General features: G+C 47.1%; 20 protein-coding genes. 6 read left to right on the top strand and 14 right to left on the bottom strand.

Annotated elements, in window-relative coordinates:
• Positions 1–271 precede the first annotated feature (271 nt).
• The 12 genes from lysS to pth all read right to left on the bottom strand — a co-directional run bounded on the left by lysS (position 272) and on the right by pth (position 15,813).
• Positions 272–1,771, bottom strand: coding sequence for a lysine--tRNA ligase (lysS, locus tag ACWP87_RS03840; RefSeq protein WP_005711014.1), 1,500 nt, complete (start codon positions 1,769–1,771; stop codon positions 272–274).
• Positions 1,772–1,918: 147 nt separating this feature from the next.
• Complete coding sequence (gene dusB / locus ACWP87_RS03835; RefSeq protein ID WP_005686603.1) at positions 1,919–2,920, bottom strand: tRNA dihydrouridine synthase DusB; 1,002 nt, start codon at positions 2,918–2,920, stop codon at positions 1,919–1,921.
• A 62-nt stretch (positions 2,921–2,982) separates the two neighbouring features.
• Positions 2,983–3,867: an Hsp33 family molecular chaperone HslO gene (gene hslO, locus ACWP87_RS03830; RefSeq protein ID WP_005686604.1), complete on the bottom strand. Its 885-nt coding sequence runs from the start codon at positions 3,865–3,867 to the stop codon at positions 2,983–2,985.
• A 421-nt stretch (positions 3,868–4,288) separates the two neighbouring features.
• Positions 4,289–6,439, bottom strand: coding sequence for an ATP-dependent zinc metalloprotease FtsH (gene ftsH / locus ACWP87_RS03825; protein ID WP_014570130.1), 2,151 nt, complete (start codon positions 6,437–6,439; stop codon positions 4,289–4,291).
• A 61-nt stretch (positions 6,440–6,500) separates the two neighbouring features.
• Positions 6,501–7,046: a hypoxanthine phosphoribosyltransferase gene (hpt, locus tag ACWP87_RS03820; RefSeq protein WP_024129392.1), complete on the bottom strand. Its 546-nt coding sequence runs from the start codon at positions 7,044–7,046 to the stop codon at positions 6,501–6,503.
• The gene (gene tilS, locus ACWP87_RS03815; protein WP_014570131.1) at positions 7,046–8,353 is read right to left on the bottom strand and encodes a tRNA lysidine(34) synthetase TilS; all 1,308 of its coding nucleotides are present in this window, start codon (positions 8,351–8,353) and stop codon (positions 7,046–7,048) included. The genes hpt and tilS overlap by 1 nt, the downstream gene beginning before the upstream one ends.
• Positions 8,354–8,473: 120 nt before the next feature.
• Positions 8,474–8,953 carry a S1 domain-containing RNA-binding protein gene (locus ACWP87_RS03810; protein ID WP_005686611.1) on the bottom strand — a complete coding sequence of 160 codons (480 nt, stop codon included), beginning with the start codon at positions 8,951–8,953 and terminating at the stop codon, positions 8,474–8,476.
• A gap of 283 nt (positions 8,954–9,236) precedes the next feature.
• On the bottom strand, positions 9,237–9,638 hold the full coding sequence (locus ACWP87_RS03805) for an FtsB family cell division protein (RefSeq protein WP_005686613.1): 402 nt from the start codon (positions 9,636–9,638) through the stop codon (positions 9,237–9,239).
• Positions 9,639–9,730: 92 nt separating this feature from the next.
• Complete coding sequence (locus tag ACWP87_RS03800; protein WP_005686616.1) at positions 9,731–9,994, bottom strand: RNA-binding S4 domain-containing protein; 264 nt, start codon at positions 9,992–9,994, stop codon at positions 9,731–9,733.
• 6 nt (positions 9,995–10,000) lie between these two features.
• The gene (locus ACWP87_RS03795) at positions 10,001–11,575 is read right to left on the bottom strand and encodes a putative polysaccharide biosynthesis protein (RefSeq protein WP_014570132.1); all 1,575 of its coding nucleotides are present in this window, start codon (positions 11,573–11,575) and stop codon (positions 10,001–10,003) included.
• Between the two features lie 77 nt (positions 11,576–11,652).
• Positions 11,653–15,180: a transcription-repair coupling factor gene (mfd, locus tag ACWP87_RS03790; RefSeq protein WP_014570133.1), complete on the bottom strand. Its 3,528-nt coding sequence runs from the start codon at positions 15,178–15,180 to the stop codon at positions 11,653–11,655.
• 75 nt (positions 15,181–15,255) lie between these two features.
• Entirely contained in the window at positions 15,256–15,813 is a 558-nt protein-coding gene (pth, locus tag ACWP87_RS03785) for an aminoacyl-tRNA hydrolase (protein WP_005691240.1), read from the bottom strand.
• Positions 15,814–16,246: 433 nt separating this feature from the next.
• On the opposite strand from pth, the gene ACWP87_RS03780 reads away from it, so the two are divergent.
• Both ACWP87_RS03780 and ACWP87_RS03775 read left to right on the top strand, forming a co-directional pair.
• On the top strand, positions 16,247–17,254 hold the full coding sequence (locus ACWP87_RS03780) for an L-lactate dehydrogenase (RefSeq protein ID WP_029943808.1): 1,008 nt from the start codon (positions 16,247–16,249) through the stop codon (positions 17,252–17,254).
• Between the two features lie 407 nt (positions 17,255–17,661).
• Complete coding sequence (locus tag ACWP87_RS03775; RefSeq protein ID WP_005686622.1) at positions 17,662–19,032, top strand: L,D-transpeptidase family protein; 1,371 nt, start codon at positions 17,662–17,664, stop codon at positions 19,030–19,032.
• 128 nt (positions 19,033–19,160) lie between these two features.
• Here ACWP87_RS03775 and ACWP87_RS03770 read toward each other — a convergent pair whose 3' ends face one another.
• Positions 19,161–19,697: a PadR family transcriptional regulator gene (locus tag ACWP87_RS03770; protein WP_005686623.1), complete on the bottom strand. Its 537-nt coding sequence runs from the start codon at positions 19,695–19,697 to the stop codon at positions 19,161–19,163.
• A gap of 146 nt (positions 19,698–19,843) precedes the next feature.
• Between ACWP87_RS03770 and ACWP87_RS03765 the strand changes: the two genes are divergently transcribed.
• The 4 genes from ACWP87_RS03765 to ACWP87_RS03750 all read left to right on the top strand — a co-directional run bounded on the left by ACWP87_RS03765 (position 19,844) and on the right by ACWP87_RS03750 (position 23,784).
• Complete coding sequence (locus tag ACWP87_RS03765) at positions 19,844–21,295, top strand: YhgE/Pip family protein (RefSeq protein WP_005686624.1); 1,452 nt, start codon at positions 19,844–19,846, stop codon at positions 21,293–21,295.
• 63 nt (positions 21,296–21,358) lie between these two features.
• Entirely contained in the window at positions 21,359–21,955 is a 597-nt protein-coding gene (locus ACWP87_RS03760) for an NAD(P)H-dependent oxidoreductase (RefSeq protein ID WP_005686625.1), read from the top strand.
• A gap of 168 nt (positions 21,956–22,123) precedes the next feature.
• Positions 22,124–22,789, top strand: a complete 666-nt coding sequence (gene cbpA / locus ACWP87_RS03755) for a cyclic di-AMP binding protein CbpA (RefSeq protein WP_005686626.1) — start codon at positions 22,124–22,126, stop codon at positions 22,787–22,789.
• A gap of 296 nt (positions 22,790–23,085) precedes the next feature.
• Positions 23,086–23,784, top strand: coding sequence for a L,D-transpeptidase (locus ACWP87_RS03750; RefSeq protein WP_005686627.1), 699 nt, complete (start codon positions 23,086–23,088; stop codon positions 23,782–23,784).
• Positions 23,785–23,863: 79 nt separating this feature from the next.
• On the opposite strand, the gene ACWP87_RS03745 is transcribed toward ACWP87_RS03750, so the two are convergent.
• On the bottom strand, positions 23,864–25,300 hold the full coding sequence (locus ACWP87_RS03745; RefSeq protein ID WP_005686628.1) for a glutamate synthase subunit beta: 1,437 nt from the start codon (positions 25,298–25,300) through the stop codon (positions 23,864–23,866).
• Positions 25,301–25,314: the final 14 nt, after the last annotated feature.

The raw sequence follows: 25,314 nt of genomic DNA, 5'->3' as shown, positions 1-25,314 counted from the left end.
GACAACTTTGATATATTATCACAAGCGATCAACGCTTGTCAATAACTTTTTTTGATGTTTTGTTGCACATCAGCGTTGCTCATTTACGACGCTTTTTATCATACCAACGGTTTGCGCTATCGTCAACAACTTTTTCAATTAAAAAAAGGTATCCGGATATTTTTTATCGAATACCTTATATCATTCGTAAAATGATCGTGAGAGCACCACAAAAGTGTTGGAACTTTCGGAAAATAAAAATGCCGCCTAAAATGGCGACATTATCACATAACTACGGGCGCAATGTTGGGAACAAAAGAACATCGCGAATTGACGGTGCATCGGTTAACAGCATAACTAAGCGATCGATACCGATTCCGAGTCCACCTGTTGGCGGCATGCCATATTCCAACGCTTCAACATAATCGTCATCAATGCCTTGTGCCTCTTCATTGCCTGCCGTTTTTTCAGCTGCTTGCGCTTCAAAACGCTGACGCTGATCAATCGGATCGTTTAATTCGGTGAAGGCATTGGCGTACTCACCGCCACCGACAAAAAGTTCAAAACGCTCAACAAATCGTGGATCTTTTGGATTTTTCTTAGCTAACGGGGAAACTTCGATTGGATGGCCGGTAATGAAGGTCGGTTGAATAAGCGTTGATTCAACAAACTGATCAAAGAAGGCACTGATAATATGACCAACCTTCCAATAAGGTTCGTAGTGAACTTCATGGTCATCAGCTAACTTACGCGCTTCATCTACACTCATTTCCGGCCAGAAGTCAACGCCGGTTTTATCCTTGATAGCGTCTAACATGTTGATACGGGCAAATGGTGCATCTAAGTCAATGTCCATCCCTTGATAAGTTAGCTTCCCGGAATCAAGGACTTTGTGGGCGGCAAATCTAAAGATGCCCTCGGTTTCGACCATGACATCGGATAGATCCCAATAAGCGGCGTAGGTTTCAAGCTCCGTAAACTCCGGATTATGTTTCGTGTCGATGCCTTCGTTACGGAAAACGCGGCCGATTTCATAAACGCGCTCCATGCCACCAACAATCAACCGCTTCAAGTGCAATTCCAATGCAATGCGCAAATAAAGGTCGATATCCAACGCATTATGGTGTGTGATAAATGGCCGCGCATTCGCACCACCGGCCTGATTATGCAAAACCGGGGTCTCGACTTCAAGAAATCCATGGTTATCCAAGTATTCGCGAACAGCACTCACGATTTTGGTGCGTTTAACAAACCGATCAAAACTGTCAGGATTCGAAATAAGGTCCAAATATCGCTTGCGGTACTTCTGCTCGACATCGGTTAAGCCATGCCACTTATCCGGCAATGGGCGTAATGCTTTGGCTAGATGCGTCACGTGATTGGCTTTGACGGTCAGCTCGCCCGAGTCGGTTTTCATGACTTCGCCGCTGATACCCAAAATATCGCCCAAATCTGCCTTCTTAAAGATCATGTAGTTTTCATCGCCAACCACGTCTTTACGAACATAGATCTGCATTTTACCGCTGCGATCACGGATGTCAGCGAACCCGACTTTACCTTTACCGCGTTTGGACATCATGCGTCCAGCAATCGTCACTTCCGGCTTTTCTTCAAGTAGCGTTTCTTTGTCGTCTTCGCCAAATTCTTCACGTACCTTTGCTGCAGAGTGCGTGCGGTCAAACCGGTGACCGAATGGATCAATTCCTGCTTCTCGCAAGGCGTCCATCTTTTCCCGCCGCGCAATCATTTGATCGTTCATTTCTGGTTGCTGTCCGTTATCCTTAGCCAACACAAGTTCCTCCGTTTCAATTTATACCACTCTTTGATGATGACAATTTTACCGCTAAAAAGCAACCTTCTACGCATTAAAAGACGTTCGCCATGATTTATTGTCAATCAATCATCCTTGAACGCCTTTTATCATCAAAGGTTTTATGGCTTAATGGCTGCCTTGACGCTGACGGGCGCGCGCTTCAGTTTGCGCCACAAAGTCATCAAAAATATGATTGACTTCTGCTTGCGTATCAACCATATTAACGGCTGCTTTGGTCTTTGCCGAGCGAGGAATGCCTTTTAAATAATAGGCTGCTTGCATCCGGAATTCACGAACGGCCTGGTGTTCTCCGTGCAGGTCAACCAACCGTTGTAACTGCAACTTGGCAGTGGCGATTTTTTCGCGCGGTGTTGGTTCCGGAATCAGCTCCCCATGATCAAGATAAGCTGCCATCTGCTTCAAGACCCACGGATTTCCTAATGCTGCGCGGCCCACCATGACTGCATCGGCGCCAACCTCATCAAGCATCCGTTTGGCATCTTGTGGGGTTCGCACGTCACCATTCCCGATAAATGGAATGCTCAGGTGTTGTTTAACTTCTTTTAAGATGTTCCAGTCAGCATGTCCGGAATATAGCTGCTTGCGTGTCCGCCCATGCATGGCTAATGCGGCAGCGCCACCGCGTTCAGCTGCCAATGCATTTTGAACCGCATAAATGTGGTCTTCATCCCAACCCGTGCGCATCTTAACCGTGACCGGCTTTGAAACGGCATCGGTCACCGCCGCCACCATTTCGTAAACTTTCTCCGGGTCTAAAAGCCAGTGTGCCCCCGCATCGGTCTTGGTAACTTTAGGTACAGGGCAACCCATATTGATGTCAATGATGTCTGCAGCCGTGTTTTGATCGACAAACTTAGCTGCATTCACCAACGTTTCCTTGGTGCCACCGAAAATCTGAATGGAAATCGGATGTTCACGCGGATCAACAAACAGCATACTTAACGTCTTTTTATTTTTGTACATAATGCCGCGGTCGCTAATCATTTCACAAACGACCAAACCAGCACCGAATTCCTTGGCTGTCACCCGAAAAGCCGCATTCGTCACACCAGCCATGGGTGCAACAACGAGTCGGTTTGGGATCTCAACATCGGCAATGTGCCACATACAAGCCACCTCTTTCTTGCTTTCGCGTTGTTAACTTTACTTAAAATAAGCAAACACTGCAACTATTCATGCCGGGCCAACAAAGCTTCAAGATCGGCCACACTGTAATGATATTGATTACCGCAGAACTTACAGGTCGTCTCGGCACCGCCGTCTTCATCAATCATTTCCTGCAATTGTTTCCGCGGCAAAGTGGCCATAATATCGCCAAAATGTTTCTTGGAACAATTACATGCAAACCGTACTGCTTGGGTATCCAGGAAGCGAACGGGCTCTTTGCCTGCAACGCGTTGGATAATCTGCTCGGGAGTCAAGCCACTTTTCAATAACTCTGATACAAGCGGTAGTGTTTTGACGTTTGCTTCCAGTTCTGACAATTCGGCATCGGTCGCACCGGGCAACGCCTGTAGCATGAAACCGCCAGCAACTTTAATCGTGTTATCCGCATTGACAAATACAGAGAGTCCGACTGCCGCGGGAATCTGCTCAGACTTAGCTAAATAATACGTAAAATCTTCTGCTAGCTCACCTGAAACCAGTGGTACCTGTCCCGTAAACGGCTCGCCGATTCCGATATCTTTCGTCACCGCAAGCATGCCGTGTTTGCCGACTGCTTTTGCCACATCGATTTTACCGACGAGATTGAGGGGAAGATTCACGTGCGGTTCCTGAACATACCCGCGAACGGTTCCGAGTTGCGTACCATCTGTGACGATCGAGCCAACCGGGCCATCCCCTTTGATACGCACAGTCAGCAAGTCATTCGTGTTTTTTAATCCCGATGCGGCTAATAACGCTGTGGCAATTAAAGTTCTGCCCAGCGCAGCCGAAGCCGCACTCCAGGTGTCATGGCGTCGTTGTGCTTCGCTTACCGTTTGCGTGGCGTCAACTGCGAAAATTCGAAAATGGGCGTTGCGCGACAATGCACTCGCGATGTAGTCACTCATGTTGGATTGATCCTCTTTTCTGAAAGTTAAACGTGGCTATTCTACCAAAAATTGCCGTTATTGAAAAGCCGGCGCAGAAACCCACATGTCAAAGCTTTGGTTGCGATGGTCAAAGTCCGATCATCACGTTTAAGACCACTTGTGTTCTGGCTTATGCCCATAACGCGCTCACCGGCGCAGAAGTCTGCGTGTAAGGACCTTAAACGCAATGGCCAAGTCCGGGCCATCAGGTTTAAGGCCGCTTGTGTTCTGGTTTATGCCCATAACGCGCTCACCGGCGCAGGGATCTGCGTGTAAGGGCCTCGAACGCAATGGCCAAGCCCGGGCCATTGTGTTCGAGGCCACTTACACTTCGATCCCTAAACGCGCCGGTTCGCGCTTAACAAAAAAACACCACCAACATTTGGCAGTGTTTTTATACTTAGGCTTGCGGATTCTGATGATCGTCATCGGACGGGTTACTGCCAGGTGTTGTGTCGTCTGGCTTTTCCACACTGTCCGTCGTATTGTCATCATGCGCATCTTGGTCTGTTTGATCAGCATTCGTCTGACCCTCAGACTTAGCATGTGCTTCTTCGTCTGCTTGCTTTTCTTTATCCTTGTGTTCCAAGGCTGCTTTGGATTGCTCAAAAGTTGCGGCCTTTTCGCTTGGAAATTCGTCTTGATCGCGTTCTGGCATCTTGCCGTCATTGAACAAGCTGAGAATTTCTTTTTCATTCAAGGTTTCGTACTTAAGCAGGGCTTCGGCAATTAACTTATGCTGATCGCGATGGGCCTGGATAATTTCGTAGGCCTGTTTGTGGGCTTCGTCAATAATCCGCCGCACTTCATCATCAATTGCCGTTGCGGTTGTTTCTGAGTATGGCGGTGTTTGCCCATACTGAGCACCCAAGAATGGTTGTCCTTCAGTCTCAAGCTGAACGGTTCCAAGCCGATCAGACATCCCATACTGTGTGACCATGCTGCGCGCAATTTGTGTTGCCTGCTCGAAGTCGTTGGACGCGCCAGTGGATTCAACGCCGAAAATAATTTCTTCAGCTGTGCGACCACCAAGCAAACCAACAATTTGTTCTGTCAATTCCTTCTTGGTTAGCAGGAACTGATCATCTTTTGGCAGCATAATCGCATACCCGCCTGCACGACCACGCGGAATGATGGTGACTTTGCGTACCGTCCGCGAATCGCTTAAGACTAAGCCGACAATGGCGTGACCAGCCTCGTGATACGCAACCATCGTCCGTTCTTTCGGACTGATGACGCGGTCTTTCTTCGCTGGCCCGGCAATGACACGATCTTCGGCTTCATCCACATCGGCTGCATCAATTTGCTTCTTACTTCGTCGTGCTGCAACCAACGCCGCTTCATTCAGCAGATTTTCCAAGTCAGCCCCGACAAAACCAGGAGTCTGACGTGCAATTTCCTTCAAATCGACATTTGGTGCCAGCGGTTTGTTCTTTGCATGAACCTTCAAAATGGCTTCACGGCCTTTAACATCTGGTCGGCCAACCAAAATCTTCCGGTCAAAACGACCTGGACGCAGCAAAGCCGGATCAAGAACATCGGAACGGTTCGTGGCAGCAATGACAATCACGCCTTCATTACCCGTGAACCCATCCATTTCAACCAGCAACTGGTTTAATGTCTGTTCACGTTCATCGTGACCGCCGCCCATACCGGCGCCACGCTGACGACCAACCGCATCAATTTCATCAATGAAGATGATCGAAGGAGCTGCTTTTTTAGCCTGATCAAAAAGATCACGAACACGCGAAGCCCCGACACCAACGAACATCTCGACAAAGTCAGAACCGGAAATCGAGAAGAACGGTACGCCGGCTTCACCAGCAACCGCCTTGGCTAGTAAGGTTTTACCAGTACCAGGAGGACCCTCAAGCAAAACCCCGGCTGGAATACGGGCACCCAATGCCGAGAATTTACGCGGATCTTTCAGGAACTCAACCACTTCAACCAGTTCCTGCTTTTCTTCTTCTGCACCGGCAACATCAGAGAAGCGAACTTTATTGGCATTTTTATCGGCTTGTTTAGCCCGCGACTTGCCAAAACTCATCACGCGACCGGAGCCGCCGCCTTGGCCTGCCTGATTCATCATCATATAGAAGAAGATCATCATGATGACAATCGGTACAACTGTAATCAACAAGCTAAACCAAACACCGGACTGCGATTCCTCCTGCGTATTGGTCTTGACATTGTTGGCATTGGTCATTTTTTGGATCTGACTCAAAGTTGCATCATTCGTCGGAATATAAGTCGAGAATTTGGTAACTTTGGTTGACTGATTGCCAAAAAAGCTCAGAGAGTTGTTCGTACCGGAAGACTTTTCGGCCTTCTTGTATTCACCGCTGACCTTATAAACGCCACCAGATGGCTGGAGCGAATAACTTTTGACATTGTCCTTTTTTAATTCGGACATAAAGGTGCTTGTTTCAATTTCTTGGGACGATGTTGTCCCATTATCGCGCATATAATACGCAAAACCGGTGACCAGCAGCACAAAAATGATGATATACGTCAGCGTGCTACTGAACAGGCCGTTTTGTTTTTTCTTCATTTAGAACCTCCGGCAACATTCAATTAGTTCCTTACATACTACCACAAACACGGCACTTAGATTAAGATTTTGCCGCATAGACTTCTGGCTTTAATACCCCAATATAAGGTAAGTTACGATAACGTTCGGCATAATCTAAGCCATACCCAACCACAAATTCGTTTGGCACTGTGGTTCCCACATAGTCTGCCTGAACATCAACAACCCGTCCTTCAGGTTTGTCCATCAGCGCACAAATGCGGACTGATTTTGCTTTGCGGGTTTTAAAAATATCGGTTAAGTACTTCAAGGTGCGTCCTGTATCAACGATATCCTCAACGATTAAGACATCGCGATCCTTCACGCTGGCATCAAGATCTTTAATAATCTTGACCTCACCGCTAGATTCAGTCGCATCACCATAACTTGACACGTCCATAAAATCGAGTTCCATATAATCATCAATTTCGCGAACAAGATCAGTCATGAACATGATGGCACCTTTTAAAATGCACACCACTAACGGATTCTTCCCCGCGTAATCACGCTTAAGTTCCGCGCCAAGTCTTGTCGTGATGGCGTGAATATCGTCTTGAGAATACAAAACCTTTAAAATATCGGGATTCATCATTTATCCTCACTTCTGTCAACATCTGGCAATTTCACCAGTACAACATGGAGTATATCAGTTTGAGCAGGGAGCGACAATCGTTCTAAAGGCTGACCTTCAATCCAAAAAATCTGATGACCTTGCGCTAATACCAGTAATTGATCGCGTGTTCGGGCCGGAACCTTTGCATTGATAAAAAATCGCCGCAGCTTCTGCTTCACGCCATTAGGCAGGTAAACAATATCACCGGCCTGGCGGGTCCTTAATGTAATCGGCAAGCGCACACGTACCGGAATACCTTGGTCACCAGCCACTTTTGTTTGTAGCTGAAATGTACCGCGAGCAGTTTGGCATTTTTGGCCAATACGAGAAAATGTTGCCGGCGCTAGTTTTGGTTTTGGCACCAACTTCACAATTTTGGCCGCTTGAACCGCAATCGTCACGCCAGCGCCAAGATCAAATCGTCGTTCGCGAGTATCATTCAGGCTTTTCAGGATCGGCATGAGCAGTCCGTGGTTAACTCGCGGCTGCCATTGGCGTAGCAAGGTTACCAGCAGCATCAGCTGGATCGTGCGCGGCTGATTTGCTGCCGCGCGCCAATCAATTGTCACCGAATTAATCCGCAACCGCTGCTGCCATTCACTCAGTTGCATTTGAGCCAGTGCAACCAAGCCCGACTGTTCCGTCGTAAATCTTTGGACATGCCGCAACAACTCGGGATTTTGCTGTTTAAATGCCGGAATCACTTGATGGCGCAACTGATTGCGGGCATAACGCGTATCGGCATTGGATGGATCGTCGCAAAAATCCAGACCGTGCCTGTTTGCATAAGCTCGAATGTCATCTTTACTAAAATTCAGCAGCGGACGCACCAACCGCTTTTTACGCCACGGTTGATCCGGGTGAATCCCTACAAGGGCGGCCGGATCACCGGAGCGTCCTAACCGAAACAGGACCGTTTCAAGTTGATCATCCGCGTGATGCGCTGTCATGATCACCGTGGCTGCCTGAGAATCGGCACTCGCATTCAAGAAGTCGTAGCGTGCCTGTCGCGCCGCAGCTTCATTTACCGCAGTGGCGGCCGATCGCTGCCATGTTCCAGTCACAACCGGAACATGATAACGCGCTGCTGCGGCCACCACAAATGCTTGTTCCTGTCGGCTTTCTGGCCGCAAACGATGATCAAACGTTGCGACAACGACATCCAGATTCGGTGCTCGAACTGCCAGGTCCAACAAGACCATCGAATCCACGCCTCCGGAAACTGCCACTAACACCCGGGTATGCGGCGTAAACTCAAACTGTTCAAAAAGCTTTGGACTCATGTGTCTGCTCCTCCGCTTAGCATACTTGGCCAAGCATATTGATCGCATAACCACTATCAAATCGGCTTGGCAACAAAATAGGCCCAGAACAAATAACCGTTTGTCCCAGACCCGATTTTTTTAACTACGCCGACCGCCTCGGCCGCCGCGTTTGCCTTCGGTATTGCGGCGAAGAACACTTAGACGATCTTCGCTTTCTTTCAAATAGCCGGACATCATTGCATCAAAATCGCCTTTTACCGGTTGGGCTTTGTGGCCGAATCGATTGCCACTATTGCGTGCGCCGCCTTGGAAGCGGTTATTGCCAGCATGTGGCGCGGATGCGTGTCGGTTTTCGTGATGATGATCATTTTCACGTTGTTGCGGTTTGTCAACTGCTTTCCGGATAGACAGGCCAATCTTACCATCTTGGATCGAAAGGACTTTAACCGTCACCGGTTCGCCAACATGCAGCACATCATGAATATCCTTGACATAAGCGTCAGAGACTTCGCTAATATGCACCAATCCGGTCTTGCCATCGCCTAACTCAACGAATGCACCGAATTTCGTGATCCCGGTGACTTTACCAGCCACTTTCGTACCAATTTCAACTGCCATAAAAAAAGAAGTCCTCCTAATTAAATGTATCTATAAGTATAGCATGAGTGAAAAGACACGCAAGCACGACGTATTAGCCTAACCAAAGCAACTGAATGCAGTCGTCAAAGGCAATTCGCCATGAAGAAAACATTTCAGCGTCTGTGCTCCCCGCCAATGCTTGCCACCTCATCAAGAATACCACTGAATCTCAAACCAACAACTCTAAAGTAGCCAAATGACTGCAGGGACGCGAATATAGAAAACGACCGGCACTTGCGTTTATTGCAACCCGTTTATCGCGTCATTGGGTAACGTTTAAATCCGGCACTTTGTTTGCTTTATCCGGCAAATTAAAAATAATCTCTCCCGGTTTCGAATAGAGGTATTTTTCACGAATCAGCTTGGCCGTGTAATCGTCATTATGCAATTGGTCAACCTGAACTTTAAGGGCGGCTTTGTTCGCCTTTAATTTATTCAAATTAGACTTGGCTTTGGCAACCGCCTGATTTGTTTCCCCCAGTGTCATTTGCGTGCGCATTAAACTGACGCCGCCTAAGCCCAAAATAGCAACCATCACAATTAGCAAATTACGAATTCGTTTCATATGTACCGCGTGTGCCCGCGACTTAGGCACACGTGTCGACTTTTGCCTGTGTTCACGTGTATATGCATTATTTAATTGACTGATATTATTTTTCGCCATCTGTCTGCACCCTCGTTTTCACCAGCCGTGTATCACTACTTCAGTAAATCAAGTATAACAAATCAGAGGGGCTGCTGTTCAATAAATCGGCATTAAAATGTTTCTTTATAATCTTCTTTCAAAACCGTGTACATATCGGCCGCTTCGTTCTTTTTCGTTGTTTCAACTAAGTCATCCGCACGTACGGTCAATGTTTTGTTACCGAAATTAATCACCAGCGTGTCGCCAACCCCAACATCGGTACTCGACTTGGCAACTTTACCGTTGATCGTGATCCGGCCCTTATCCGCAATTTCCTTGGCAACGGTGCGCCGTTTAATGATTCGTGAGACTTTAAGGAACTTATCCAATCGCATGTCTTTTTACCTCGCTTTTATTCGTCGTAACAATCGTAAATACTTTTTTCCGCCTGGCAGATCTAGCATCTCGCGTAACGTCAACAATCGCAGCCATGTTCCGGCGATCAAGAAGACCATGACGCCGATGACAACGCCAAGTAACGTGACACCGACTGCCACAGTTCTTGAGCTCAGCGGAATCCATCCTACCGTGACATGCACAATAACCGTCATAATCCCGGTCACGGCGACAAGCTTGGGTACAAACAACCGCAGTGCACTTCTGCCTTTGATCGTCTCAGGAACTGCATAATAAATCAAGCACAGGATCACACCCAAGGCCAAAATTGTTGCTCCGCTTGCTCCTGCTGTTCCAAAGCGCATCACCAGTGGTTCATTGCTCAGCGCCTTCACCACGATGCCGAGTAATAAAGCCACACTGATTCCTGTATACCGATCAAGGCTTTGTAAAATCGCATTATACGCGTTGATCATGGCAACAACGGCAATGGCAAGTGCATATAACTGCAAGGCATAAGTGCCAGCTGTATCGCCAAACAATAATAGATTAATCGCTGGCATCAAAACAATCAGTCCCGAAGCCGCCGCCAATGCAAAGGCTAAGTTGAAATGGACTAATTCGGCTCCGCGTTGAATGAACTGGCGGCGCTGCCGTAATTGCCGCGCCTGAGTCAGACTGGGTAGCAACGTTGTAGACAAAGACGCTGCCACCACCAAGCCCAATTGAACCAGTGGCTGGCCGCGATCATAAACCCCTTTTAAGCTCTTGGCAGTTGCCATTGCAATCCCTGAACCCGTCAAACCTTTCGTCACCGTGAAGCTGTCAATCAGCTGTAGCAAGATCAACAAAGCCGCATAAAGCGTAATCGCCCCACCTTCACGGATAAACCGACTAATTAAGCGGCCGTATGCGTGAAGCCCGGGAAATTGATACTGCTGCTGACCAAACACTTGCCGATAAGGCCGCCATAAAGTCAAAGCAGCGGCAGCCCCGCCAAAAAATGCCCCACTCATGGCAACAGCGCCCATTTGATAAACACTCCAGTGATATTGCAGAAACCACCAAGCCGCTAGCAGAATCACCGCCACCCGGACAAGCTGTTCAACCACTTGACTCGTCGCGGTTTTTACCATATCAAAAGTACCTTGAAAATAACCGCGGCCAGTTGCCAGTAGCGGCATGGTTAAGAACATAAAGGCCACCATTTGGATTAACGGCAACAATTCCGGATCCGCCATTGCCTGCGCAATTGCGGGCCCAAAAAATTCGAGTCCCAAAAATAACGCCCACGAAATCCAAGTCAAAATGACCCGACTTTGATGGGCCACGGTTCGTTTGGCTTCGAGACTGTCAGCTTCTGCAACCAGCTTGGAGATATAAACCGGAAACCCTGACAACGCAAACGTCATGCCCAGTCCATAAATCGGATAAATTTGCTGATAGGCGTAAAACCCAGTGTCGCCAACCATATTCTGGAAAGGAACGCGATAAACGGCGCTTAGAATCTTTGCAATCAAGGAACTAAGACTCAAGATCCACGCACCGCGCATCAAATGTTTCATTTGTTGATTATGCATGGTGATCTCCTATCAACATCGCTGTATCGCTGTGCCAAAATAACGCAGCGCACATCGATATCCAGCAGTTCATCTTATTAGGCGGCAGGCTTTTTTTCCGGCTGCGGATTCACAACCGCCAGCAATCCCTTCATGAAAGCAGTTAGTTGCCCTAGCCACTCGTCTTCTTTCATGGTTGCTGGCACAGCGAGCGTTACCGTCAGCTTTCCATCGGCAATTGCTACTTGTGCTTTCAAAGTCGTAGCCGCCAACGCCTTAAAGATCGGTTCGCCTTGTGCTTTAGCAGTCGCTTGCGGGGTTAACACCACCGTCATTTTCTGGTCGTTTTTCTGGACGTGATCCACCCAAGCCAAATCAGCGAAACGTTTCAGATGTGCGATTGCCAAAAGATTCGTCACCGGCTGTGGATAATCGCCGAATCGATCAATCAAATCTTCACTAATCTCGGTTTCGGCTTCATCACTGTCTGCTTCACGAATCCGTTTGTACAATTCAATTTTCTGGCGCGAATCGGCAACATAATCCGTTGGCAGGTAAGCTTCAAGACCCAAGTCGATTTCCGCATCGGTTTTTTGAACAGTTTTAAGTCCGCGGCGTTTGTTAACCGCCTCTTGTAACATCTGCGTGTACAAGTCATACCCAACCGAATCAATAAATCCATGCTGTTGTTTGCCTAACAAGTTCCCCGCACCGCGAATCGACAAATCACGCATCGCAATCTTAAAGCCGCTACCTAATTCCGTGAAATCCTTAATCGCCTGGAGCCGTTTTTCGGCCACTTCATTAAGTACCTTCATCGGTTGATACATGAAATAAGCGTATGCAACGCGGCTGGACCGCCCAATGCGTCCGCGCAACTGATACAACTGGGACAACCCATAATGATCCGCATTTTCAATAATCAGCGTATTGGCGTTCGGCATATCGACCCCGGTTTCAATAATGGTCGTGGTCACTAATACGTCATACGCGCCATGCAGAAAATCATAGATGACATTTTCCAGCTGGGTTTCCGTCATCTGGCCGTGGGCATACCCGATGCTGGCGTCAGGCACTAGCTCTTCCAATTGACTCACGGTTCGCTCCATATCCTCCACCCGATTATGCAGGTAAAAGACCTGACCACCGCGTTCCATTTCGCGTTCGATGGCTTCCCGAATGACCCCGGGGTTTTGTTCCATTACAAAGGTCTGAATCGGATAGCGATTTGTCGGTGGCGTCTCAATGACACTTAAGTCGCGAACGCCTAGCATCGACATGTTTAGCGTACGTGGAATAGGCGTTGCCGTCAGCGTTAACACATCTACATTGCTTTTCAATTGCTTAATCCGTTCCTTGTGCTTCACCCCAAAACGCTGCTCTTCATCAATCACCAACAAACCGAGGTCACGAAATGCCACATCTTTAGAAAGCAGTCGATGGGTGCCGACAACAATGTCAATCGTGCCGTTTTTGAGTCCTTTAATCGTCATTTTATTTTGGTGCGGTGTCTGGAAGCGCGATAACAAGCCGATTTTAACCGGAAAATCGGCAAATCGATCCTTCATGGTGTCAAAATGCTGCTGCGCCAAGATGGTAGTCGGTACTAAAATTGCGACCTGCTTACCATAGTCAACTGCTTTAAATGCTGCCCGTAACGCGACTTCGGTTTTGCCAAAGCCCACATCCCCGACAAGCAAGCGATCCATGGGTTTGGGTTTCTCCATATCCCGCTTAATTTCTTTTGCCGATCGCAGTTGATCAGGCGTCTCGGGATAAGGAAACTCATCTTCAAATTTTTGCTGCAGATCATCATCCGGCCCGAAAGCATAACCTTTTTCCGCTTCCCGTTTTGCGTACAAGTCAATCAGCTCGTCGGCAATGTCTTCGATTCGAGCCGCCACTATGCGTTTGGTCTTTTGCCACTCGGTACCGCCAAGCTTATTGACGTTAGGCGTTTTGCCATCTGCAGAAACATATTTCTGAACCAGATTTAATTGGTCAACCGGAATAAACAGTTTGTCATTGTTGCGATAAACGATGGTGATGTAATCGCGATGGACACCGTCAACTTCAAGCGTCTCCATGCCGGTATATTGCCCAATCCCGTGGTTGACATGAACAACATAATCGCCAGGCTTTAATTCATTATAGCTGCGGAGGCGTTCCGTATTTGCCAACGTCTGATGGCGAGCCCGCCGCCGCTGCCGAGCATTGAACAGCTCGTGTTCGGTCACCACTACCAGCTTCAAATCCGGCAATTCAAAGCCGTTCTTCAGACTGCCATCGGTTAACTGAACTTTTCCTGAAAGCAGCTGATTAGGTTCGGTCACCACATTACTAATCTCAAAGTCATGTAAGGTGGCACTTAATTTCTCCAAGCGATTCTTATCGGAAACCAGGAAAACCACGGTCTGTTTTTGTTTCACCCACCGATCCGTTTCGGTTTTGAGCAATGGCATCTGACTAAAGAATTGTTGAACATTGCGACTCGGCACGTTAGTCAAGCTATCCAACCGCAACTGACCCATTCCTTTTTGGAAAAGGCTCAGGTAAAGCCGCGGATGCCGATCACGCTGATTAAGCGCTTGGATCGTAGGATTAGGTGTTTTAGGCAACAAACGGCCTTCCGCTTGCAGCTGTGAATACCATTCAGCCGTATCCTGCACCAAATTCGTATCACTATCCAACAGGCGACTGTAATCATCAAACGCTACCAGCGCATCACTGGCCAGATAATCAGTAATGCGGTGATGTTCCGGATACAGCTCCGGCGCATACAATGCCAGGTTTTCTGGCCGTTCTAATGCTTGTAACTGCTGGCTGGTCGTCAACAAGCCATCGGTAATCGCTTGCTTTGCCGCTGCATCCTTGACTTTCGCTTTGTAAGCTGTTGCCTGCTTACCGATTCGCGCACCGGCATCGGTCAGCACCTGATCGGAAGCGATCATGTCAGTAGCCGGTGCAATGGCAATCTGATCAAGCTTTTTCAAACTGCGCTGGGTAGCAATGTCGAAGCTGCGAATCGAGTCGATTTCCGTATCAAACAACTCAATGCGAATCGGATCATCCTGATTTAATGGATAAATATCGATAATCCCGCCGCGAATGGCAAATTGGCCGGGCGCACTCACTAATGAATCACGCCGATAACCCATCGCCACAAGCTGCTTGGCGACCGTTTGCGGATCAAGCTCTGAATCCATATCAACAACCAACTCACTTGCCGCCCATGCAGCCGGTGCGGGTAAAATTCGCTTATATCCTGCCAGGCTGGTAACAATAATGCCCGGTTGGCCGCTTTGAATAAAGGTCAGTGCGTTGATCCGGTCGTTGCGGGTTTCCGGTGAACTGACCGCCACTTCAGCCGCCAATACATCTTCAACCGGAAAATCATAAACAAGCGCATCGCCTAATAAACTACTCAAATCGGCTGCCAACTCGTCTGCATGAAACCGATTATTTTCGACAATCAGCAGCTGCTTTTTTTGCTGCTGCAAGAGTGCGCCAAAAAAGACCGTCTTGGCCGAACCTGATAGTCCTGTCACCAAATGGCGGCCTGTCTCGAGCTTAGGCCATAATGCCGACAGTTCCGGATCTGCCTGCACCATGTCGATTAAATTCATCGCTCCACCTGCTTCTTTCATATTCTTCAAGTTTACCCATTACCCCAAGCTTCATCAGCCAGCGAGGGACAAGTTTTAATTAAACTTATTCATCAACTGGGCAAATGGCATGCCGTTTAGCCAATCTTCCAATGCATCATCCGCTTTAGTGATAGCAGCATCTATCACTGGTTGATCGGTTTTGGCAAATGGGGTCAACACCCAGTCCACAACCCGCTGCCGCTGCGGGTGCTGAATGCCGATCTTTAACCGATAGAATTCGTCACTTCCCGTAGCGCTGATAATGTCCTTGATACCGTTGTGACCGCCGGCTGATCCTCGCTGGCGCAATCGTAACTTGCCCAATGTCAGATCCATATCATCGTGTACCACTAGAATTTCGTCTAACCTAATCTGGTAATACATCATTAACTGCCGCACTGCGCGTCCCGACGCGTTCATATAGGTCTGTGGTTTAACCAGGAAAACTTTTTCATCATGAACACGTGTCGTTGCTGTAGCAGCATCGAATTCAAGCTTGTTAAGGGTGAGCCCCATTCGCTGTGCCAAGCCATCAACCACCATGAATCCCATATTGTGCTTCGTGCCTGCATATTGACGTCCGGGATTTCCCAGACCCACAATCATTTTCATATTATCTCCTCATCGTATCGAGCTTAAATTCATGCAATCCTGCTTGGTTTACCGGTGATGCTGACACTTAACCAAGCCAAGCGAAGAACACCAAACGCCTAACCCAAGTAAGGAAGTTAGCTGTTTGGTGTTGCTTCGCCGAATGTTAAATGCTGCATGTCCGCGCACTGTTTTCTATTAGTAAGTAGTATAACACATGCCGGCTGACTGACTGTATGTCTCACTTTCTGCGAACTGTTAAGTTTTGTTAATTCGTGAAAATAGATGTTGCAAGCGTTTACGTTCCTGAAAGCCAGCTTGTCGTAGGATTCACAAGCCTTGGCATTGTAAGGCTCAGCCCCGCTTTTTAACAATGACAAAATCATGAAAAAGTCAGTCAATTTTGTTTCAGTGATTTGATAATGTGTTATACTCACAATGAAATGCAGTTTGCATGCACATAAGAAAGGATGATATCACCGTGGCAAGTATTACGGATAAGGATCACCAAAAAGTTATTCTCGTTGGTGATGGCGCCGTTGGTTCAAGCTATGCCTATGCAATGGTTTTGCAAGGTATCGCTCAAGAAATCGGGATTGTTGACATTTTCAAGGACAAGACGAAAGGTGACGCAATTGATTTAAGCAACGCGCTCCCATTCACCAGTCCTAAGAAGATTTATTCTGCTGAATACAGCGATGCCAAGGATGCTGATCTGGTTGTTATCACTGCTGGTGCTCCTCAAAAGCCTGGCGAAACTCGCTTGGATCTGGTTAACAAGAACTTGAAGATTTTGAAGTCCATTGTTGATCCGATCGTGGATTCTGGCTTTAACGGTATCTTCTTGGTTGCTGCTAACCCAGTTGATATCTTGACTTATGCTACTTGGAAGCTTTCCGGATTCCCGAAGAGCCGGGTTGTTGGTTCAGGTACTTCTCTGGACACCGCTCGTTTCCGTCAATCCATTGCTGAAATGGTTAACGTTGATGCTCGTTCCGTCCACGCATATATCATGGGTGAACACGGCGACACAGAATTCCCTGTATGGTCCCACGCTAACATTGGTGGCGTTACCATCGCTGAATGGGTTAAAGCACATCCAGAAATCAAAGAAGACAAACTTGTTAAGATGTTTGAAGACGTTCGTGACGCTGCTTACGAAATCATCAAACTCAAGGGTGCAACCTTCTACGGTATCGCAACTGCTTTGGCACGGATTTCCAAAGCAATTCTTAACGATGAAAATGCGGTACTCCCATTGTCCGTTTACATGGACGGCCAATATGGCTTGAACGACATCTACATTGGTACACCTGCTGTGATCAACCGCAATGGTATTCAGAACATTCTGGAAATCCCATTGACCGACCACGAAGAAGAATCCATGCAGAAGTCGGCTTCACAATTGAAGAAAGTTCTGACCGATGCGTTTGCTAAGAACGACATCGAAACACGTCAGTAATCTTCACCATAACTGATTTTAAACCGGCATCAACCGTGATTTAATCAGTGAGTATCAAAGTAGATCAACCCCAGAGACGAAAAACGTCTCTGGGGTTGATTTCGTTTACGCCACCACAACCGATGCAGGTGGCGTCAACCAATACCGAAGATGGCCGACTCAATTCCCATATCATCACCAGTCCGTGCTTTTCAAAGTCATTGGCTTGCGCTTCGTTTCATAATGTTTTTTTAAGTTTACCGTTCATTAACCGTAAGTGGTATGATACCGCAGTTCCTTCACCACCGTTCGAGGGGCGTTGCTTTTATTTCCGGCGTTGGTATCTTATAATAAGTAAAAATAACGTCATTTTTGAGGAAGTGCTTGTTACGAAACAGGAACAAACAAGAAGCAGGAGGCAGCAATCAGTGAATAAGAAAAAATGGTGGCTCCTCGCGCTCGGCGCCGTAGTCATTCTTCTAGGCGGATTCTATATCTTCCGAAGTATGCACTACCGCGATCATTTTTTGCCCAATACAGAAGTTCTGGGCGTTGATGTTTCCGATCAAACCGTTAGCGCGGCAAATAAGAAACTCATCCAACAATTTAGTGAACGCCAATATACCTTTGTTGAAGATGATAAAAAAGTCTTGAAAGTCAAAGGCAGTGCTTTGGGTATCAGTCAAGACTTCAAGCAAGGACTTACTCAAGTGCTGAATAAGCAAAATCCTTGGCAATGGACAACTTCCATTTTTGCGGGCCAAAAAGCCCATGCCGAGGAAGACCCGTCAATTAATAAGACGGCTTTAACCAAGTTTGCTCAGACGACTGCTGACAAGCTTAATCAAGGGCGTCAGGGGCCGGAAAATGCAAAACTAGTCGCGGATGGCACTAAATATAAGATTCAAAAAGAAGTCAACGGTACCCAAATCGATGCGGATAAGCTTGCAACAACGGTAACGAATGTCCTTGATAATCATCAGCAAACCGTTAATCTGGCCGCTGCGTACAAGAAGCCGACTGTTACCGCGTCTAGTAGCAGCTTGCAAACAACCGAACGCGACATGAACAAGCTGGCAGGGACTAATGTTTCATTGCAGATTCAGACCAAAACGGTGACCGTTCCGCAAGCAACCGTGATGAGTTGGATCATAAACGATAATGGCAAGGCAACGGTTTCAAGTCAGGCCGTTACCAATTACGTTTCTGCCTTATCGCAACAGTACAGCACCATCAAAAAAACGCGTCAATTCAACTCGCAACAACAAGGAACAGTGAGTGTTCCTGCTGGCACCTATGGCTGGAGCATTAATGTTAGCGCCACAACCGCCATGATTGTTGCCAGTGTCAAAGCCGGACAGGATCTCAATAAAGAAATTGTCCACAACGGTTCCGGTTACTCAACAGACGGCGACATTGGCAACACGTACGTTGAAGTATCCAAAGAAAAACAACATGAATGGTATATTAAAGATGGTAAAGTCGTCATGGACTCCGACATTGTCACCGGTAAGCCAGGTCAAGACACCCCATCCGGCGTCTTCTATGTCTGGTCCAAACAGCGTAACGCAACGCTACGTGGAAAAAACGACGATGGCAGCGACTACGCCAGTCCTGTTTCGTACTGGATGCCAATTGATTACACCGGGGTCGGCCTCCACGATAGTCCGTGGCAGCCTAAGTACGGCGGCGACTGGTACAAGGAACACGGATCGCATGGCTGTGTCAACAACCCGCCAGACTTCATGGCAAAGTTGTATGCCGCAGTTGACGAAGGCACGCCTGTGATCGTGTATTAAGACCTACCTGATAAAATGAAGGTACAAGAAATGGCTTGATTCCAAACTACTACGGAATCAAGTCTTTTTTTGGCCATGATTGGACGTACATGTTTATCCAATCAGAATTACAGCTGTCACCTCGAAGACTAGCGGTGCTCTGAGTCGTTTCCCTTTTGCTCGTCTGTCTGTAAATATGCTTTTAACGTCTTGATCTGCGCCTCATACTCGGCAATGCCAACCGAAAAAGAAAGATGCTGGGTTTTAGTCATGTTTGGCCATTCTTTTAGCCGCAACTGTAATTTGTCAATTTGCATTCCTAACCACCCAATTTGCTGTTGAATCATCGCTTGTAAGGCTGTATCCGATTCGTATTCACCAAAGTAGAGTCGCATCAAGAAATCTGAATGACGAGTATCCGGAACAACTGACGCATCAAGCGAGTCTTCAAAAACCTTTTTACCTTCTTCAGTAATGGCATATTGATTTTTATTTGGTCGCCCACTTTGGACGACCATTTTTTTGGAAACAAGGCCATTCTTCTCTAGACGTCGCAAGGTTGGATAAATCATACCAAAAGAAGCGTCATAAAAATGACTGAAAATATTTTTAAAGACTTCGTTCAATTCGTACCCTGTTCTCGAATGTTTATATAGCAAGCCAAGGATAATCTGCTCATTATTCATGCTAAAACCTCCAATGATGTTGTCTATATCTTACCACGTTAATATTAACGGAAACAATATTAATTCTTGACATATAAATGAGGGCGCGTTAATATCCTTTTATATTAATCCCGTTAATATAAACGCAAAAAATATGGAGGCGCAACATGATTAAATCAGAATGGTTATCTGTCTTAAAACGACCAATGGTGATCGTTGTTCTTTTCTTCATTACTCTTATTCCGGCAATCTATTCAGGTGTCTATCTCTCTTCAATGTGGAACACCTACGAGCACACGAAGGATTTACCTGCCGCAATTGTTAATAACGACACTGGTATAACCGACAACGGTCAAGCGGTTAACGCCGGAAAAGATCTTGTCAAAGGGGTGCTCAAGTCAGATTCAATGCATTATCACGTCACTTCAAAACAAGAAGCTGACCGCGGTTTGAAAAATGGCGACTATTATCTTGTCATTGAAATTCCAAATCATTTTTCAAAAGACTCCCGATCACTTTTAACGCAACATCCCACGGCCATGAATATCACGTACAAAGTGAATCCAGGAACAGATTTCTTTGCCTCACAAATAGCAAAGGGCACGGCCACTGCTATTCAAGCCAAGCTCAACCAACAGATTTCCGCTATTTACTTTAAAAATCTAACAGCAGGGGTCGTTTCTGGAACCCAAGGCAACGCAAAATTACTAACTGCCATTGATGCACTTAATGCCGGCAGTCAAGCCTTATCCACTGGTCTGTCGCAACAGAAAACGGCGATCACCGCACTCAGTAACAACCTTCCGAGTACAGCCCAACCGTTGGCAACGCAGCTAACCTCATCGAACATTGCATTATCTAACGCTGCAACCTCGCTAACAGCTGGTACGGCAAAGGTTCAAAGTACCTTGACCCAATCACTTAAAACGCAGCCCAAACTAGCCGTCGCCTCCAAGAATATTCGCTTATTATCCGCCCCTGTCAATTTAACCCGTGTTGACATTTCCCATACACCTACTAACGGCGTCGGCATGGCACCATTCGCGATTGCAATCGGCCTTTATGTCGGCTGCATCTCGCTTAGTTTTATGTACGACATGTACTCACCAAAAACAAAACCAACCAAAGCAATTGCATGGTGGTGGAGCAAATATAGTCTGCTGTTAGTTCTAATTGGGATTCAAGTAGGCTGTCAGGCCATCGTTGTCATGAGCCTAGGACTAAAACCGTTATCCATTGGCAACACTTGTTTAGCAATGTTGGTCACGGCTATCACCTTCATAACCTGTGTTTTTGGCCTAAATACCATTCTTGGTGCTTTCGGCAAATACCTGGTCACCATTTTATTGATTCTTCAACTAGGTGCTTCGACCGGCGTCTATCCGTTGGAAACAGCCAATGTTTTCACCCGTATCTCTAGCCCATTCTTGCCCATGACCTATGGCATCCACGCCATGCGCGAAGCAATTTCAATAGGCGGTCAAATGACCCACGACTTGGTTGTCATGTTAGTAGTCACCCTTGTCATCAATAGTTTAGTCATTGTCAAACTTGAGTTGGATCGTAAACACGAAAAGTTTAGCGATCTTGTTGATGATGTCGTGTCATCCATCAACTAGTCTCGCTGGCAATCAGCAAAAAAGCAGATCGCATGTCATCATCCAGGAGGCGTCACAAGGAATATGGCCACTAAATTAATTTTGATCGTGTATTGTCACCCTTACACCCACAGCTTTAATCATGCTGTGTTAACGCACTTAGAAAAAAACCTCACCGATCATGGTCTTCATTATCAACTCATCGACCTATACGGCGATCACTTTCAACCTTTTTACGATATTGAAGAGTTGCGCTTGTTCCATCAAGGGCAAACACATGATCCGCTTGTTAAACATTATCTTGATCAATTAAAAACAGCTCAAGGGATCATTTTCGTCACGCCAATTTGGTGGAACAGCGTCCCTGGCATGCTCAAAGGTTTCATTGATAAAGTGATGAAGGAAGGCGACGGTTTAACGCATACTGTCACCAAAACTGGCGTCCGCGGCTGCTTGACTAATTTAAAACGAGCCTATGTTTTCACCACTTCTACATCACCAACATTTTGGTTCCTTACCACATCTGGAAACAGCATTCAGAAAATCTTCATCAATAAAACGCTGAAACAATTGGGCATTCAGAAAGCCAAGTGGTATAACTTCGGCAACATCAGTCATGCATCGAAAACCCAACGCGATCATTATCTGGTGACATGCCAGAAACGACCCCTGCTCTTTTGAAAGTCAGAGTTATTGCCCGGCACTCATCAAACATAGCTATCAGGTCGCTGACAGTCTTCTTCCGCATGAACACCCCAGAAAAACGTTACACCGCCAGCGAACTATGGTATCATAAAGCAAGATTAGAACATTTTAATAAAGTGATAGTTGTTTGATGGAGGAAAGCGCATGTTAATTAAGTCGTTAGTATTAAAAAAGGAATTCCTGACCACTGTCAAGGAAACGGTTACCCTTGAAGAAGCGCTGAAGATCCTTGAAGACTCCGGCTTTCGGTGTGTGCCGATCCTAGATGAGAGCGGCACGATCTTCCGCGGCAATATTTACAAGATGCATATCTATCGCCATAAATCTCAAGGCGGCGATATGAGTTTGCCGGTTACTTATCTGCTGAAGAATGCAACCAAAACCATTCCGGTCAATGCACCATTCTTTAAGGTCTTCTTTAACATCAAGGATTTGCCGTACATTGCTGTTTTAGATGAAAATGCCAACTTCTATGGTATTTTGACCCACGCTAAACTGCTTGGGATGCTGTCAGAAGCATGGAATGTCGATGTCGGTTCTTACGTTTTGACGGTGATGTCAACCGGTGAACGCGGAGACCTGGCAAAAATGAGTAAAATCCTTGCTCGCTACGTTTCGATTTCCGGTTGTATCACGTTGGATGCTAAGCGTGACGAGTTTGTGCGGCGGACACTTTTCACCTTGCCGGCCGGTACAGATGAAAATACATTAAATGAAATTGTATCTCGGCTAGAGAAGAAGAGCTTCCGGGTTGTCGAAATTGATGATCTCCAATCCGGTCAGCCGCTTCGAGTAGACGAAGAGCTTTAATCTGCCCAATCACGTGCGCCATCAGTACAAGACAAGCGTGTAAGAACCTCGGACACAACCATTAAGGCCACTTAGCCGTTCGTTTCCGACTAGCCGACTCACGCTTACAAAAAGCTCGGCAGCATTGACTGTCGGGCTTTTGTGATGGTTGAAAAATGCCATGATGATACGAGCAAAGGTGCTGGAATCGTGCACTGGTTTGGACTTTGGCGATCCTTTATAATACAGTGAACAGTGAAGTTGTTTTATTTTTATTGCTGCAAATGCATCAAGTGCGAATAGAAAGGATGCTACATGTGAAACGAATAACCGAACTGATGCATCATCTTGCCGCGATGATGCATTACCTTCATTCACATCATCTGAAACCAAAGTACCGGAATCGCCTGCTTTTCATTGCTGTCTTCATAACGGTGTGTTTGATCGCAGTCTTTACCGGACAACATGCTAAAGAGTCAGCTTCGACAGCGTCAAGCTATGCATCGGTCACAAAACTCGCCAAGACTAACCACACGCCGAGTTACACCGCTGCTGAAATTACTCGGGTTACGCCTAAGAAGATTGACTGGAAAGCACCTTCCGAAAGTCGGCCTTATCCTGACGTCTCCAAGCATCCCAACCTCTCTTTGCATGTAAACTTGAAAAAGCAGCGGGTATTTATTAAAGATGGCAGCAAAACGCTTTATACAATGTATGCATCCACGGGCATTGACGACGCGACCCCGCATGGTGACTTTACCATTCAGGATGAGCGCGGTTATGAATTCTTTAATCCTAACGAGCAAATGGGTGCACATTATTACACCAGTTTTTACTTACACGGTACCTATCTTTTTCATTCCGTACCGACAGATATCAACGGCAACTACATTCAATCCGAAGCAGCAAAGTTGGGTAAAAAGCCGGGATCACACGGGTGCGTGCGGCTGAGTATTTCTGATGCCAAATGGATTTATGAACATATCCCAACAGGAACGCCGGTTTCAATTCATTAACAGATGCCTATCAAAAAAGTCCTCTGTAGCAACTTATTCGTTGCCACAGGGGACTTTTTTCAAAGGCTAAACCGCCAACCTATAACGCTTCACTTGCCAATGTTTGCAAGGACGCATCGACTTTTTCCGCACACATGCGGCCTTCGTGAATCCCCCAAATAACCAAGCTGGGGCCGCGGCGACAATCGCCAGCAACATAGATCTGGGTATCATTGGTTGTGAAGTTAGCATTCTTGGCAGTGATCCCAAATGCATCAAAAACATCAGCTTCCGGACCGGTAAAGCCCATGGCCAGCACCACCAGATCAACTTTGACTTTCTTCTCCGTTCCCGCAATCGGTTTAAAATGATCGACTTGGCTAATCTCGGCTTCACTCACTTGACCATGCTCGCCAAAGAAAGCAGTCACCGTAGCGGCATAGGTGGTCACATCACCGCCAAAAAGCGCTTTTGCCTCCTTCTGGCCATAACCGGTTTTTAACGTCATGGGCCACTCTGGCCACTGATTGCCAGCAGGACGCTTGGGTGGTAACGCTGGGGTGATTTCAAGTTGCGTCACGCCGGCACAACCTTGGCGAATCGCGGTTGCAATACAATCATTGCCCGTGTCCCCGCCACCGAGAACCAAGACGCGTTTACCTTTCAATTGGGTATTCGCTTGGGTGCCATCTTTGAGGACCGTCTGAGTTGCTGTCTTGAGAAAATCAACTGCCTGAACAATACCGCCTAACTCGCGCCCCGGAACTTGTAACTCACGAGCCTGGCGAGCACCTGTGCAAACAATAACCCGGTCGAATTGCCGCTTGAGTTCATCCGCGGAAATATCTTTACCGACTTCCGTATTGGCAACTAATTCAATCCCGACTTGCTTCAGCGTTTCGATACGCCGCTGTACAACAGTCTTTGGCAGCTTCATGTTGGGAATGCCGTACATCAAAAAGCCACCGAAGCGATCATCCCGCTCAAATATTGTCACGGAATGGCCTAACTGATTAAGCCGCCATGCTGCGGAAATGCCAGCCGGCCCACTACCGATGACCGCCACTTTTTTCCCGGTACGTTGCAGCGGCTTTCCGGATGCAATAACCCAGCCATTTTTGAACGCCTGCTCGATGATGTACTTTTCATTGTTACGAATGGTAACGCCGGGACCGTTAAGTGCTTGAACGCAGGAAACTTCACAGGGTGCCGGACAAACGCGTCCTGTCATATCCGGTAACATGTTGGAGCGACTCAACCGTTCAAACGCCCGCTTGTCTTCCGCACGGTAAACCAGATCGTTCCATTCGGGAATCAGATTGTCATTGGGACACCCGCTGACCGCGCGACCGCCACCATAAAAGACACCATGATGACAAAATGGAATGCCACAATTCATACACCGCGCTGCCTGTTTACGTCGTTCCTCCATGCTGACGTCCAGTTCCAACGCATCAAAATCCTTGACCCGCTGCATAATTGGACGCATGGGATTATCTTTGCGCTGATACTTCAAAAAGCCTTTGGGATCTGCCATCACGTTGCCCTCCT

It is taken from the genome of Lacticaseibacillus sp. 22 (assembly GCF_055413445.1).
Note: the sequence above shows the minus strand (reverse complement) of the source record. Positions and strands in the feature narration are given on the sequence as shown.